This window comes from Nocardia amikacinitolerans (assembly GCF_900215415.1).
In the GTDB taxonomy this organism is placed as follows: Bacteria; Actinomycetota; Actinomycetes; order Mycobacteriales; family Mycobacteriaceae; genus Nocardia; species Nocardia amikacinitolerans.
The window spans coordinates 623,898-637,739 of record NZ_OBEG01000002.1; the positions used below are offsets into that span (position 1 = coordinate 623,898).

Here is a 13,842-nt window from a genome sequence, read left to right on the forward strand (position 1 = left end):
GCCGGGTTATTCGGCGAGACTCTTGCCGAGCAGGGAGTTCCTGCGGCTGTAGGCGAAGTAGACCACGAAGCCGAGCAGCATCCAGACGATGAAGCGCAGCCAGGTCTCGACGGAGAGGTTGAGCATCAGCCACAGGCAGGAGAGCACGCCGAGGATCGGGATGAGCGGGACCAGCGGGACGCGGAAGCCGCGCGGCAGGTCGGGTCGGGTGCGACGCAGGACGAGCACGCCGAGCGAGACCAGCACGAAGGCGAACAGCGTGCCGATGTTGACCATTTCCTCCAGGGTGCCAAAGTCCACGAAACCGGCGAGCAAGGCGCAGGCCACGCCGACGATGACGGTCAGCCGGACGGGCGTGCCTTTGGAGCCGGTGTGCGCGAGCTGCTTGGGCAGCAGTCCGTCGCGCGCCATGGCGAACAGCACGCGGGTCTGTCCCAGGTACATCACCATGACGACGGTGGTCAGGCCGGCGAGCGCGCCGATGGAGATGATGTTCTTCGCCCAGTCCGCGCCGTGCAGTGCGAACGCCGTCGCGAGCGTCGCGTCGTCGCCGGACAGCTCGGTGTAGGGAACCATGCCGGTGAGCACCAGCGAGACGGCGACGTAGAGCACGGTGACGATCAGCAGCGAGCCGAGGATGCCGCGCGGCACGTTGCGCTGCGGGTTCTTGGTCTCCTCCGCGGTGGTGGCGACGACGTCGAACCCGATGAACGCGAAGAACACCAGGCTGGCCGCCGCGAGCAGGCCGTACCAGCCGAAGTTGCTGTTGCCCGCGCCGGTCAGGAAGGAGAAAAGCGACTGGCGGATGCCCTCGCCGCCAGCGCCCGGCTCGGACGGCGGGATGTAGGGCGAGAGGTTCGACTTGTCGAAGTAGGTCACGCCGACGACGAGCACCACGGCGATGACGCCGAGCTTGATGGCGACCGCGATCGCCGACACCCGGGACGACAGCTTGGTGCCGACTGCGAGCAGAATGCCGAGCACCGTGATCAGGCTGACCGCGCCCCAGTCGAAGGTCACCGGCCCGAGCTCTACGACGGCGGGCCCGGTGCCCATCACCTGCCCGAGGTACTGCGACCAGCCCTTGGCCACCACCGCGGCGGCGAGCGCGAACTCGAGGATCAGGTCCCAGCCGATGATCCACGCGGCGAGCTCACCGAAGGTGGCGTAGGAGTAGGTGTAGGCGCTGCCCGCCACCGGCACGGTGGAGGCGAACTCGGCGTAGCACAGCGCGGTCAGGCCGCAGGCGATGGCGGCGAACACGAAGGCCAGCGAAACCGACGGTCCCGCAACGTTTCCCGCGGTGCGGGCGGTGAGTGTGAAGATGCCGGCGCCGACGACGACGGCGACACCGAAAATGGTGAGATCCCAGGCGGTCAGATCTTTGCGTAGTTTCGAGTCCGGCTCGTCGGTATCGCGAATCGATTGCTCGACGGACTTCGTTCGAAATAGGCCATCTCGCCGAGAAGAGCTCGAAATCGCCACGTGTTCTCCTTACTGATGAGGCAGGACGCCGGGATTGCCGGGTGCCGCCGGTTTGCTAGTGGACGCCGGCCATGTAGCGACTGATCCACGGTCCCAGTGCCGCGACGATCAGTCCCACCGTTATCGCCACGGCCCCGGTGATGCCAAAGTAGGCGACTTCGTGCTCAGGGGCGTAAAAACGAGCAAGAACGCCCGACATCGACGTACCGATACCGACGGAAAAGAAGTACAACGCCATCATTTGCGCCCGGAACGCCTCTGGGGCGAGCTGGGTGGTGACCGCGAGCCCGATCGGCGAGAGCAGCAGCTCGGAGACAGCGAACCCGGCCATGATCACCAGAACCGCCAGCGCGGGCACCGACTTGTCGTCGAATCCGGCGAGCGGCACGAACAGCAGGAACGACAGACCCATGCCGACGACGCCGAGCGCGAACTTGCGCGGCGTGCTCGGCGCGCGGTTGCCGAGCTTGGTCCACAGCAGCGCGAACAACGGCGAGAGCGTGATGATCCACACCGGCTCCACCGAGCCGATCCAGCTGGACGGGGCGGTCCAGCCGAAGATGCTCCAGTTCATCCGCTCATCGGAGTAGACGGCGAGCACCGTGAAGATCTGCTGGAACAACGACCAGAACACCGCGTTGGCGAGGAACAGCGGGATGAACGCCCGCACCCTGCTGCGTTCGACGGGTGCGACCTTGGCGCTGGTGAGCATGACGGCGAAATACCCGAGCGAGGCCACGGCAATCACCACCGTCGTCGCCTCGGGCAGGCTCTCCAGCGTGACCAGCCCGGTCGCGAAGGCCACGACGACGACCACCGCGGCGCCGAGCACCACGCCGACGGCGGGCCAGATCGCGCTGCGCGGCAACGGGTTCGGCACCTCGCGGCCCGCGTTGCCCAGGTTGCGCCGAAAGACCACGTACTGGGTGAGGCCGAGCGCCATGCCGATGGCGGCGGCGCCGAAACCGTAGTGGAAGCCGAGGTGGGTCTGGAGCAGGCCGGTCAGCAACGGTCCGGTGAACGCGCCGATGTTGATGCCGAGGTAGAAGAGGGTGAAGCCGCCGTCGATGCGGGCGTCGTCCTTCGGGTAGAGCGTGCCGAGCAGTGAGGAGGCGTTCGCCTTCAGCGCGCCGCTGCCGAGGGCCACCAGGACGAGACCGACGCCGACACCCGCCAGCCCAGGCAGCACCGCGAGGGCGATGTGCCCGGCCATGACGACCACGCCGCCGTAGAAGACGGTCCGCTCCATCCCCAGTAGCCGATCGGCGATCCAACCGCCGAGCACGGTGGACAGGTACACCAGGCCGCCGTACGCACCGACGATGCCGACGCCGGTGCTCTGCTCCAGCCCGAGTCCGCCGTCGGTCACCGAGTAATACAGGTAGTACCCGAGGATCGTGACCATGCCGTAGAAGGAGAACCGCTCCCACAGCTCGACGCCGAACAGGTTCGCCAATCCGATCGGGTGGCCGAACAGAGTCCGAGCCGGGATCGGCCGCTCGGATTCCACTACTTGGGACATGCAGAGCACCTTGACACAAATTGCAACTGTGCAGCAACTCACCCGTCCCCAGGCATTGGGGCGGCGTTTACCCACGGCAGGGATAGCGGAGGCGCATTGCCGCGCGGCCGTAGGGGTTCCCGCCTACCCTGGATAGGCGGACGAGCGAGATCCCAGCAACGTGACAGTCGAAGCCGGAAGGAAGCGATGCGCACATGTTGGATGCCGAACTGACCGTGCCGGTCGACCCCGAACAGGCCTTCGCTGTCCTCGCCGACGGCTGGTTGTATTCCAGCTGGGTGGTCGGGGCCTCACACATCAGGGAGGTCGATCCCGGTTGGCCCGATGTGGGCACCCGGATTCACCACAGCGTCGGCCTGTGGCCGCTGAACGTGCGGGACCACACCACCGTCCGCGACGTCGATCCGCCGCGGCTGATCGAGCTGGAGGCCCGCCTGTGGCCGGTCGGCTCCGCCCGAATCTTGCTGGAGCTGACCGAGATTCAGCCCAACACCACGCACATTCGAATGACCGAACACGCCATGAGCGGGCCGGGCAAGCTGCTGCCGAGCCAGCTGCAGCGGGCGATGCTGAAACCGCGCAACCAGGAGTCGCTGTCCCGACTGGCCGCCCTCATCGTGGGCCGCGCCGACGAGCGTTATCGGCCGACGGGACCGACGTAAGGCAGCACAACCGCCGATCAGGCGATGGACAGGGCGATACCGTCCAGGATGTCGTGCTCGCTGACGATCAGTTCGGTGATGTTCGCGCGCCGAGCCAGTTCGTAGGCGAGCACCTCGGTGATGACGGCGCCGCCGCCGATCACGTCGACCCGGCCGGGGTGCATCGGGCCGAGCGCGGCGCGCTGGTCGTGGTTCATTCCGATCAGCCGGTCGCAGACCTCGCGAACCTGATCCAGGGTGAGCGCCGTCAAATGCACCCGCTCCGAGTCGTATTCGGGCAGGTCGAGGGCGACGGCGGCGATCGTGGTCATGGTGCCCGCGACGCCGACCCAGGTGTGCGCGTTCTCGACGGGCACCTCGGCAAAGGCCTCCGCGAGCCGCTCGGTGGCGAATTCGCGTGCGGCGGAAACCTGTTCGGCGGTGGGCGGGTCGCCGGGCAGGCAGCGCTCGGTGATCCGCACGCAGCCGATGTCGGCGGAGAACGCGGCGTGCACGCCGTCGGCGTCACCGAAGACCAGCTCGGTGGAGCCGCCACCCAGATCGACGACGACGAACGGCCCTGCCGCGCTGGACAATTCGCCGATCGCGCCGGTGAACGACAGACGCGCCTCTTCGTCGCCGGTGATCACCTCGGCCTCCGCGCCGGGCACCACGGTGCCGAGTTCGGCGCGGGCCATGGCGAAGAAGTCCTCGCGGTTGGACGCGTCGCGGGTCGCGGAGGTGGCGACCATCCGCACCCGCGCGACACCCGCTTCCCGCATCATCCGGGTGTATTCCGCGAGCGCGACCCTGGTGCGTTCGATCGCCTCGGGCGCCAGCGAACCCGTCGCGTCCACGCCCTGGCCGAGCCGGACGATCCGCATCTCGCGGTGCACGTCGGCGAGGCGACCGTTCTCGAGCACGTCGGCGATCAACAGTCGGATGGAGTTCGTTCCGCAGTCGATGGCGGCGACCCGGTCACTCATGGTGTGCTCCGTCCTCGGGCTGGTATGTCGGCCAGTCGGCCGGGATGGCGGTGCCGCGCAGTCCGTGCTCGGCGGCCAGCGCCACCGCCTCGTCGCCGAACGGGTTGACGCCGGGCCCCTTGGCCAAGCTGTGTGCGATGAGCACATGCAGGCACTTGACCCGGTCGGGCATGCCGCCGCCGGTGAAGTCGGTGCCGAGCGATTCGATCGCGTTCCGCTCGGCCAGGTAGCTCTCGTGGGCGGCGCGGTAGGCCGCGGCCAGTTCCGGATCGCGGCCGAGGCGCTCGGTCATCTCGCGCATCACGCCCGCCGATTCCTGCCTGCTCGCCTCGGCGGTCAGCCGGGGATCGGTCAGGTAGTACAGCGTCGGGAAGGGGGTGCCGTCCGGCAGCCGCGGCGCGGTCTTGACCACCGCGGGCAGCCCGTCCGGTGTGCGGTAGGCGACGGCGAGCACGCCGCGCGGCGCACGGCCGAGCTGTTCGGCGATGATCTCCAGATCGCGGTCTGTCGGTGCGGTCACCTGGGTCCTTCCGGTCCTGGCGGGGCGGGCGTCGTCGTTTCGGCGGCGGGCGCGGGCTGCGGTTCGGAGAGGGTCCGCCACAGGTCCGTGTACCACGGGTCCGGCGCCTTGGAGCGCGGCGGCGCGGCGGGACGCGGCGGTGCCTCGATACCGGGCACCTGCACGATGTAGGGCGTCTCCCCCGGCATCACAAGACGCAACCGGTCCCTGGCCTCCGAACGGATGTAGGCCGGATCCTGTTGCTGCGCACGGCGATCCCGCAACCGGGCCAGATCGGCCTCCAGCTGATTGCGCTCCTGGGCCAGCTGCGCGGCCTCGGCGCGCTGGCTGAAGTAGGTGCGCATCGGCACGGACAGCGTCAGCGCCAGCGCGCACACCACGACCGCGAGGATCACCGCCTTGCCGGTGGACAAGCCGAGGATGGTGCGCTCGTGCTTGTCCGCTCCGGCGCGCGGGGCTATCTTGCGCGGTCGCGCCTTCTTCTCCGCGGTCTCGGTGCGCCTGCGCGTGCGTTTGACCGCGGCGGGACGGGCCGCGGTCTCGGTGTCCGCGCCCGCCCTCGGGCGTGAGCGAGCGGCACGCGACGTGCGACGGTCCCCACGTCCGGCCGGACTGGTCCCACGCGCACGTCGCTCGGTCATACCGCTCCCTGTATCACTCTGCGGTGCTCCCAGGGCCCTGCGTGGTCACGAAGGTCGCCGCCTCCGGGCCCGTCGCTCGCACCGCGGCTGTCAGCCCTCGAACGCGAAGCGCGGGAACGCCACGTCACCCGCGTAACGGGCGGAGTCGCCCAGTGCGTCCTCGATGCGCAACAGCTGGTTGTACTTGGCGACCCGCTCGCTACGTGCGGGCGCGCCGGTCTTGATCTGGCCGCTGCCGACCGCGACGGCGAGGTCGGCGATGGTGGTGTCCTCGGTCTCGCCGGACCGGTGCGACATCATCGTCTTGTAGCCGTTGCGGTGCGCCAGCTCGACGGCGTCCAGCGTCTCGGTCAGGGTGCCGATCTGGTTGACCTTCACCAGCAGCGCGTTGGCCGCGCCCTTGGTGATGCCCTCTTCCAGACGCTCCGGGTTGGTGACGAACAGGTCGTCGCCGACCAGCTGGATCTTGTCGCCGATCTGGTCGGTCAGCGCGACCCAGCCGTCCCAGTCGTCCTCCGACAGCGGGTCCTCGATGGAGACCAGCGGGTAGGCGGTGAGCAGGTCGGCGTAGAACTGGGCCATCTCGGCGGCGTTGCGGACGGCGCCTTCGAACTTGTAACCGCTACCGGCGGTGTAGAACTCGGTGGCGGCGACGTCCAGCGCCAGCGCGACATCGCTGCCAAGCTTCAGGCCGGTCTTGGCGATCGCGGTGCTGATCAGGTCGAGCGCCTCGCGGGTGCCCGCCACGTCGGGAGCGAAGCCGCCCTCGTCACCGAGGCCGGTGGCCAGGCCCTTGGCCTTCAGCACCGACTTCAGCGCGTGGTAGACCTCTGCGCCCCAGCGCAGCGACTCCTTGAAGGTCGGCGCGCCGATCGGGGCGACCATGAACTCCTGGACGTCGACGCCGGTGTCGGCGTGCGCGCCACCGTTGAGGATGTTCATCATCGGGACCGGAAGCACGTGCGCGTTCGGACCGCCCAGGTAGCGGAACAGCTCCAGGCCCGAGGACTCGGCGGCGGCGCGTGCCACCGCGAGCGAGACGCCGAGCAGGGCGTTCGCGCCGAGGCGGGACTTGTCCGGGGTGCCGTCCAGGTCAAGCAGCGCCTGGTCGACGGTGCGCTGCTCGACCGCGTCCAGGCCGATGACGGCGGGCGCGATCTCGTCGAGGACGCCCTCGACGGCCTTCTGCACGCCCTTGCCCAGGTAGCGGTCGCCGCCGTCGCGCAGCTCGACGGCCTCGTGCTCACCGGTGGAGGCGCCGGACGGGACAGCGGCGCGGGTCAGCGTGCCGTCGTCGAGGGCGATCTCGACCTCGACAGTGGGGTTACCGCGCGAATCCAGGATCTCGCGAGCTCCGACCTGTTCGATGATGGCCACGAAAACGACACTCCTTCGGCTGCTGGCACGGTAGGTCTCACGGATGGGCCGTGCGGTGCCGAGCCTAGCGCCCCCGCCGCGTACGAGGTAACCGGCACTCCGGCGCACCGCACGGCCCAGCGCTCAGACCCGGCGGCCCACGCTGTAGGCGGCGGCGCGGTCGCGAACGGTGAGCAGGTAGCGGGTGGACTGGTTGTAGGTCATCAGCGCCTGCTGCCAACCGCGTTCGGAAGTGAGATCGCCGCCGCTGGCGCACAGGTAGCGGGCGGCGGTGAGCGCGGCGTCGTCGATGTTCTGCGGGTCGATCACACCGTCGCCGTTGGCGTCCACGCCCCAGCGCTTCCATGTCTCCGGGATGAATTGCAGCGGACCGACCGCGCGATCGTAGGACTCGTCGCCGTCCAGCCTTCCGCCGTCCGTGTCGCGGATCAGCGCGACGCCCGGCGCGCCGTCCAGCGGGATGCCGATGATCGGCGGGACGACGGTGCCGTACTCGTCGACGTCGGACCCGCGGTGGGTGCCGTGCTTGCTCTCGACGCTGGCGATGCCCGCGATGGTGGTCCACGCGATGCCGCAGTCGGGCCGCGACCTGGCCATCACCGCGGCGGCGTAGCCGTAGGCCTCCAGCGCGACCTGCGGGATGCCGAGCGTGTCGGCCTGGTCTCCCGCCCAGCCGCGCAATTGCAGTGCGGTGCGGCCGGGTCCGTCCACGTCGATCAGCGGCAGCGGGGTGCCGGGACCGGGCGGGATGCCTTCGGGAATGGGCGGCAGATCGGGGCCGATGCCGCAGCCGGCGAGCACAAGGGCCAGCAGCGCGGCGGCCACGGCGCCGGTCTTCTTCGGGAGCACTCTTCCATCATCCAGATTCGCCGGAGTGCTCCCGGTCGATTTCCTCGGTCGCGAGGATCACCCCTGGTAGTTCGGGTTTCGCGGCGTGGCGCGCGTCACCGCCCCGCTCAGACCAGCAGATCGTGGGTGGCCTGTTCGACGGGATTCGCGAGTATCTCGGCGGTGCGGCCGGATTCGACGATGCGGCCTCGATCGAGCACGACCAGTTCGGCGCAGTGCCCAGCGACCAGATTCATGTCGTGGGTGATCACGAGCAGGGCGGTGCCGCGGTCGGCGCGAATCCGGTCCAGCAGGGCCATGATCGAGGCCGCGGTCGCGTGATCGAGGGCCGAGGTGATCTCGTCGCAGATCAGCACCGAGGGCTCGGCGGCGAGGGCGCGGGCGAGCGCCACCCGCTGGCGTTGGCCGCCGGACAGTTCGTGCGGGTACCGCGCTGCCAACGCCGCGGGCAGTTCTACGGCGTCGAGTAGTTCGGTGATCCGTTGCGGTGCGGCGCTTTTCCGAACACGCGCGATTCGGCGCAGCGGTCTGCCGAGGGTTTGGGCGACGGTGCGGCGCGGGTTCAATGCGGACATCGGGTTCTGCGGAACGAGTTGGATACCGTCGCCGCCGCGCCCGATCCGCCGCTTGCCGCCGATCTCGATCGGGTTGTCCGCCAAGTGCAGCGAGCCACCCTCGGCCGCACGGAGACCGGCGATCACCCTGGCGAGGGTGGTCTTGCCCGCGCCGGAAGCGCCCACGACCGCGAGTGCGGAGCCGGCGGTGAGCGCCAGGTCTATGTCGGTGAGGACACGGTGTTCTCCGATGGTGGCGCTGATTCCGTTGGCGCGCAGGGCGATCGGGGGTTGTGGGTTACCGAGCGCGGGTTCGGCTGAGTGTTTCGCCGCCGTGTCCGACCGCTCGGTGGGTGCCTTGTGCGGGCGGGCATCCGATCCGGTTCCGTTACCGTCGGTAGTGCGCGGCGGGTGCGGTCCGGTTGCGGCAGAGGCGGAAGCAGAGCCGGTGTCCGGGTGTGCCGACGAACCGGCGGCGACGGTCTCGTTGCCGGCGGCGTCCGCGTGGGCGTGGGTGTCCGCGTGGGCGTGGGCGGCGGCGTCCGCGTGGGTGTGGGCGGCGGCGTGGGCGGCTTGCCCGTTCGGCGCGGTGGTGGACCACGCCGGAAGAGGGCCGTCCGCGTGGAGATGTGGCGCGGTTTGGTGCGGCGGCGGGTGGGTGCCTACCTCGATCACCTGATCGGCGATGGCGTGGATGGCGGCGGTGTCGTGGCCGGAGAGCAGGATCGTGGTGCCGCGTTGCGCGAGATCGACCAGCAGGCTGGCTATTTCGGCGCGCAGGGCACCGTGCAGTCCGGCCAACGGTTCATCGAGCACCACGATGTCGGTGCGGCGGACCAGGGCTCGGGCCAATGCGACTCGGCGTTGCTGACCGCCCGAGAGTTCGCCGGGGCGGCGGCGCAGGTGCTCGGCGGAGAGACCGACCGCCGCCAGAGCTTCCAGGAGGGCCGACTCGGAGCGATCCTGCGCGACTTCGGCGAGCAGGGTCCGCACGCGCATGAGCGGATTCAACGCGGAGCCGGGGTCCTGTCCGACGTAGGTGATGCGGGTACGCCGAAAACGCCGCAGCTGCACCGGATCCAGTGCGAACACGGATTGTTCGGCCACCGTGACCGTGCCCGCCGCCAGCACCGCTCCGGATGGCAAGTGGCCGAGCAGCGCCCGCATCAGGGTCGTCTTGCCCGATCCCGACGGCCCGGTGAGTGCGGTCACCGTGCCCGGCCGCATCCGGAAGGAAACGGGCCCGACCAACTCCTGCCCCGCCTGCCCTCGCACGAAGAGTCCGTCGACGATCACGATCGAGTCCGGCTCGCTAGCGATCGAGTTGCCACCCTCGGCTGCTCCAGTGGCATCGACCCCATCGGATGCCTCCGGTGTCTCTGCCCAGGCAGCGGGGACCGCACAGCCACCACTCGGATCCTGGTGGGCTCGTGCAGTCTTCGAGTACACGTCAACGTCGTTCGGAAGGGCAGATCGCTCGGGCGTGGGCACCTCGCACTTTGAGCCTGCTGCCGCACCGGCACCGTCGGTGTGCGGAGTCGCTGTCGACCCATCAGCGGGCCGCGGGTGGCCGCCGGATGACTCCCGCCCGGACCGAGCGGGCGCCGAGTGCGCAGAACCGGAGCCGAGTCCATCGGCTGCGACAGCGGCCGACTCGGCCACCGGCACCGAGGCCGCGGACTCCGCTGTAGAACCGAGGTGCTCGCGGCGCGCCGCCGTGGTCGCCGTCTCGGGTAGCGCGTTCGCACCGGAACCGTTGTGCCGTCCGGAGTCCACCGACAGCCTCGCCGACGACGCACCGATGCCGACGTCGGCGCCCTCGGCGAACACCGCGCTCTCCGCCGGTCCTGGGCTGTCACCCTGACGCACAGATGCCGTGTCCACGATCGCCGAGATCCGCGTACCACGGCCGAATTCGGTGACCGCGAGGTTCACGCTGACAGCCACGATGGCGATCGCCAGGCTCGGCGCCAGCACCGACCACGGGTTGAGCAGCATGCCGGAGGCATTGTCACGGACCATCACCGCCCAGTTGCTCGCGCCGAGGGTCGTCGGCAGGTGCAGAAAGGAGGCGGTGCTGACCAGGTAGACGGCGGCGACGAAGCGCAAGCCCAGCTGGGCGGCGAGCACTTCACGAAGGTTCGGCAGTACTTCACGGAAAACCAAGTGGGCGACGGTTTCTCCGCTCGCACGTGCGGCTTCGACGTAGCCGCTGGCCGCGACGCCTGCCGCAGCGGCAGTGAAAACCCTTGCGCAGTACGGTGCCCCGAACAGCAGCGCGACCACGATCAGCCCGTAGACACCGGCGTCCGGCCAGCTCGTGAGCACGAGCAGGATACCGAGTACCGCGGGGACGAGCATGGCGAAATCCGTTGCTGTCTCGATCAGCCCACCGACCCGCGGCCGCAGCGCGGCGACCGCGCCGAGCACACTCGACACCGCGGTCACGAGTACCGCGATCACGGCGGCGAGCAGCAGCAGACCCCAGCCGCCGTACAGCAGATGGCTCAGCACGTCGCGACCGAGCCGATCGGTGCCGAGCCAGGCGTCGGCGCTCGGGTCGGCGAACGGTATCCCCACCGCTTGCTCGGCGGATCGCGGCGCGAGACTCGGGCCGAGCACGGCGAGGAGGATCATCAGCAGCGCGGGCAGCACCGTCAGCAGTCGAAGCCGGGTCATCGCGTCCCCTTTCTCATCGCCGCCCCCGCAGCGACCACGCCCGAATACCGTCCGCGACGGCGAGCATCAGCATGATGACCACGCCCGACAGCGCGACCACCGCCGCGACCACCGACGTGTCCCGGTCGGCCACCGACCCGGCAAGCACCGCGCCGAGCCCCGGATAGTTGAAGATGGTCTCGACCACCAGCGCGCCGCCGAGCAGCATGCCGACGGTCGTGGCGAAGCTGGCGACGATGGTCGGCGCGGCGAACGGCACCAGGTAGCGGGTCAGCACGTGCGGCGTCGAAAGTCCGTCCAGCACCGCGCTTTCCACGTGCGGTGCGCGGGCGGCGTCGGCCAGCGCGGCGCGCACCACCCTGGTGTTCCAGCCGATCTGCGGGATGGCGAGCGCGAGTACCGGCAGCACGAGCATGTCCACGCTCACCGGGAAGCCGGAGCGGCCGGTGATGGTAACCGCGGGTAGCCATCCCGTGGCCATTGAGAACACCATGATCAGCAAGGTCGCCAGCACGAACTCGGGAACGGCCGCGGCCACCGTGCTGCCCGGCTGCAGCAGCCGCGCCGCGACGCCGCGCGAACGCGTCGCCCACCAGGCGCCGAGGAGCAGCGACGCGACCACTGTCACGGTGAGCGCGATGCCGCCGAGCAGCAGAGTCGGCGGAAACTTGTCCGCGAGCAACTCGTTGATCGACCTGCCGCGCGCGGTGCGGCCGAAATCGCCGGTCGCGACGCCGGAGATCCATTCCAGGAACCGCACGACGAGCGGTCGGTCGAGTCCGAGCTCGCGCTCCTTCGCCGCGACCTGCTCCGGCGTCGCCTCCCTGCCGAGGACCGCGCGGGCTGTATTGCCCGGCAACAGATCCACGGCCACGAACACCGCGGCGAGCAGTGCCAGCAGCAGGGCGACGCGCCGGAGCAGAAGTCGGGCGAAGGTCGTCACGCCAACCAGACCCGTTCGAGCTGCACCCGTCCGAAGCCGCCGAGCGTCGGCAGGTCGCGCACGGCGCTGGTGGCGATATCGATGCCGTCGGCCATGCCCCACACCAGATAGCCGCCGCGCTCGTGCTGGATGGCTTGCACACGGCGACTCGCCTTTTCGAGCTCGGCGGGATCGGAGGCTGCCAGCGCCGCCGCAGTGGCTGTGTCGAATTCCGCGTCCTTGAAGGCGGTTTCGTTGCGGTTGGAGCCACTCGACATGAGTTTGCTCGCGTAGAACATCGTCGAATCGTTGGTGCCCCAGGAGACGGTGTAGAGCGGGGCCTGCAACCAGGTGCGGTCGTAGAAGGCGTTGGACTCCTGCTCGACCACGTCCAACCGGAGGCCGATGTCGGCGAGCTGGGTGGCGATCACCTTCGCCGACTCCACTTCGCCGGGCACCTCCGGTTTCGTCACCAGCGGGTAGCTGCGTCCGGTGTCGAAATTGGCTTCGCGCAGCAGGGTTTTCGCTCGCTCGATATCGCGCGTCCGCTGCGGAATGCTGGTGTCGTAGGTCGGGTCGGCGGTGCCGAGGATGTCGTTGGCGATCGTTCCGTAACCCGAATGCACCTGATCCACCAAAGCCTTCCGGTCGACGCCGAGGCGTACCGCGGCGCGCACCCGCGGATCGGCGAACGGACCGTCGGCGGTCCGCATGGCGACGCCGAGCATGGTGTCGTTCGCGCGCCGCATCACTCGGAGATCGCCGCGGCCTTCGGCGGTGCGGCCCGCGATCGCGCCGACATTGGACGCCAGATCGATCTGTCCGCCGAGCACCGCATTGCCCAGTGCCGTCACGCTTTCGAACATCGTCACCTCGATGGCGTCGAGCAACGGCAGTCGCGGTTCCGCGCCCGCGCCGTGCCAGTTCTCGTTGCGCACCAGCCGGGCGTTGCCGCCCTGGAAGGACTCGAGCCGGAACGGACCGGTGCCGTTGGCCTTGGTGAAGTCCGTAGTGTCTTTTCTCACAGTGAAGGTCATCAACCGAACCAGCAGGGGCAGTTGGGTATTCGACTCCGGCACGGTGAGCACAACCCGGTTCGGGCCGTCGGCGGTGATGTCCTCGGCCGCCACGGGCATCTTCGACGCGCCGCCCACCGAGCGCAGTCGGCGCAGCGACCACACCACGTCGTCGGCGGTAACCGGCGCGCCGTCGTGGAAGGTGGCGCCCTCGGCGATCGTGAACGCCCAGCGCCGCTGCGCCGCGTCCGGTTCCCACGAACTCGCAAGGCGTGCAACGGTATTCGGCTTGTCGCCCGGCACGGTCAGCGCGTCGTAGACCAGCGACGTGATCAGGAAATCGCTGTCGTTGCTGAGGTTCGCGTGCGGGTCGCGTTCGATGCGCGCCGCGGTGCCGAGCGCACCGACGCGCAGGGTGCCGCCGCGCCGCGCGGGGCCGCTCGGATCGGCGCTGTCGGTACACGCCGCGACGAAAAGCAGAGCGCCGACTCCGGCACTGGAGCGCAGAAGTTGCCGTCGGTTGAAACCCATCGGTGTCGCCTTCCCTCATCGTTCACTGCGGGCCTGAGACCCGACACTACAAGGCTAGGACAGGCTAGCCTAAATACGCCGCCTACCAGTGCGTATCCGCCAATCAGCACACGGACGCG

Annotated in this window: 11 protein-coding genes; 1 reads left to right on the forward strand and 10 read right to left on the reverse strand. The window is 69.4% G+C overall.

From position 1 onward, the window contains the following. Window positions 1-6: 6 nt before the first annotated feature. Together CRP45_RS11195 and CRP45_RS11200 are read right to left on the reverse strand one after the other, a co-directional pair. Window positions 7-1,485: an amino acid permease gene (locus CRP45_RS11195; RefSeq protein WP_067784570.1), complete on the reverse strand. Its 1,479-nt coding sequence runs from the start codon at window positions 1,483-1,485 to the stop codon at window positions 7-9. Window positions 1,486-1,540: 55 nt separating this feature from the next. Next, window positions 1,541-3,007, reverse strand: coding sequence for a peptide MFS transporter (locus CRP45_RS11200; RefSeq protein ID WP_067784567.1), 1,467 nt, complete (start codon window positions 3,005-3,007; stop codon window positions 1,541-1,543). 194 nt (window positions 3,008-3,201) lie between these two features. On the opposite strand from CRP45_RS11200, the gene CRP45_RS11205 reads away from it, so the two are divergent. After that, entirely contained in the window at window positions 3,202-3,669 is a 468-nt protein-coding gene (locus CRP45_RS11205; protein ID WP_097245025.1) for an SRPBCC family protein, read from the forward strand. Between the two features lie 17 nt (window positions 3,670-3,686). On the opposite strand, the gene CRP45_RS11210 is transcribed toward CRP45_RS11205, so the two are convergent. The 8 genes from CRP45_RS11210 to CRP45_RS11250 all read right to left on the reverse strand — a co-directional run bounded on the left by CRP45_RS11210 (window position 3,687) and on the right by CRP45_RS11250 (window position 13,723). Continuing rightward, entirely contained in the window at window positions 3,687-4,634 is a 948-nt protein-coding gene (locus CRP45_RS11210; protein ID WP_067784554.1) for a Ppx/GppA phosphatase family protein, read from the reverse strand. Beyond that, window positions 4,627-5,154, reverse strand: coding sequence for a DUF501 domain-containing protein (locus CRP45_RS11215; protein ID WP_067784551.1), 528 nt, complete (start codon window positions 5,152-5,154; stop codon window positions 4,627-4,629). The genes CRP45_RS11210 and CRP45_RS11215 overlap by 8 nt, the downstream gene beginning before the upstream one ends. Continuing rightward, window positions 5,151-5,795 carry an FtsB family cell division protein gene (locus CRP45_RS11220; protein WP_097245026.1) on the reverse strand — a complete coding sequence of 215 codons (645 nt, stop codon included), beginning with the start codon at window positions 5,793-5,795 and terminating at the stop codon, window positions 5,151-5,153. The genes CRP45_RS11215 and CRP45_RS11220 overlap by 4 nt, the downstream gene beginning before the upstream one ends. A gap of 90 nt (window positions 5,796-5,885) precedes the next feature. Next, the gene (gene eno, locus CRP45_RS11225; protein WP_067784545.1) at window positions 5,886-7,172 is read right to left on the reverse strand and encodes a phosphopyruvate hydratase; all 1,287 of its coding nucleotides are present in this window, start codon (window positions 7,170-7,172) and stop codon (window positions 5,886-5,888) included. A gap of 123 nt (window positions 7,173-7,295) precedes the next feature. Then, window positions 7,296-8,021 (reverse strand): lytic transglycosylase domain-containing protein, encoded by a 726-nt coding sequence (locus CRP45_RS11230; protein ID WP_101750178.1) that lies wholly within the window; start codon window positions 8,019-8,021, stop codon window positions 7,296-7,298. A 107-nt stretch (window positions 8,022-8,128) separates the two neighbouring features. Continuing rightward, the gene (locus CRP45_RS34550) at window positions 8,129-11,254 is read right to left on the reverse strand and encodes an ATP-binding cassette domain-containing protein (RefSeq protein ID WP_245910069.1); all 3,126 of its coding nucleotides are present in this window, start codon (window positions 11,252-11,254) and stop codon (window positions 8,129-8,131) included. Between the two features lie 13 nt (window positions 11,255-11,267). Continuing rightward, complete coding sequence (locus CRP45_RS11245) at window positions 11,268-12,197, reverse strand: ABC transporter permease (protein WP_097245027.1); 930 nt, start codon at window positions 12,195-12,197, stop codon at window positions 11,268-11,270. Continuing rightward, the gene (locus CRP45_RS11250) at window positions 12,194-13,723 is read right to left on the reverse strand and encodes an ABC transporter substrate-binding protein (RefSeq protein ID WP_097245028.1); all 1,530 of its coding nucleotides are present in this window, start codon (window positions 13,721-13,723) and stop codon (window positions 12,194-12,196) included. Before CRP45_RS11250 ends, CRP45_RS11245 begins: the two co-directional genes overlap by 4 nt. Window positions 13,724-13,842 lie beyond the last annotated feature (119 nt).

Bases quoted from the DNA above. Each gene is read 5' to 3' on its own strand.
- CRP45_RS11200 (WP_067784567.1), bottom strand. From the start codon at position 3,007: ATGTCCCAAGTAGTGGAATCCGAGCGGCCGATCCCGGCTCGGACTCTG.
- CRP45_RS11205 (WP_097245025.1), top strand. From the start codon at position 3,202: ATGTTGGATGCCGAACTGACCGTGCCGGTCGACCCCGAACAGGCCTTC.
- CRP45_RS11210 (WP_067784554.1), bottom strand. From the start codon at position 4,634: ATGAGTGACCGGGTCGCCGCCATCGACTGCGGAACGAACTCCATCCGA.
- CRP45_RS11220 (WP_097245026.1), bottom strand. From the start codon at position 5,795: ATGACCGAGCGACGTGCGCGTGGGACCAGTCCGGCCGGACGTGGGGAC.
- CRP45_RS34550 (WP_245910069.1), bottom strand. From the start codon at position 11,254: ATGACCCGGCTTCGACTGCTGACGGTGCTGCCCGCGCTGCTGATGATC.
- CRP45_RS11250 (WP_097245028.1), bottom strand. From the start codon at position 13,723: ATGGGTTTCAACCGACGGCAACTTCTGCGCTCCAGTGCCGGAGTCGGC.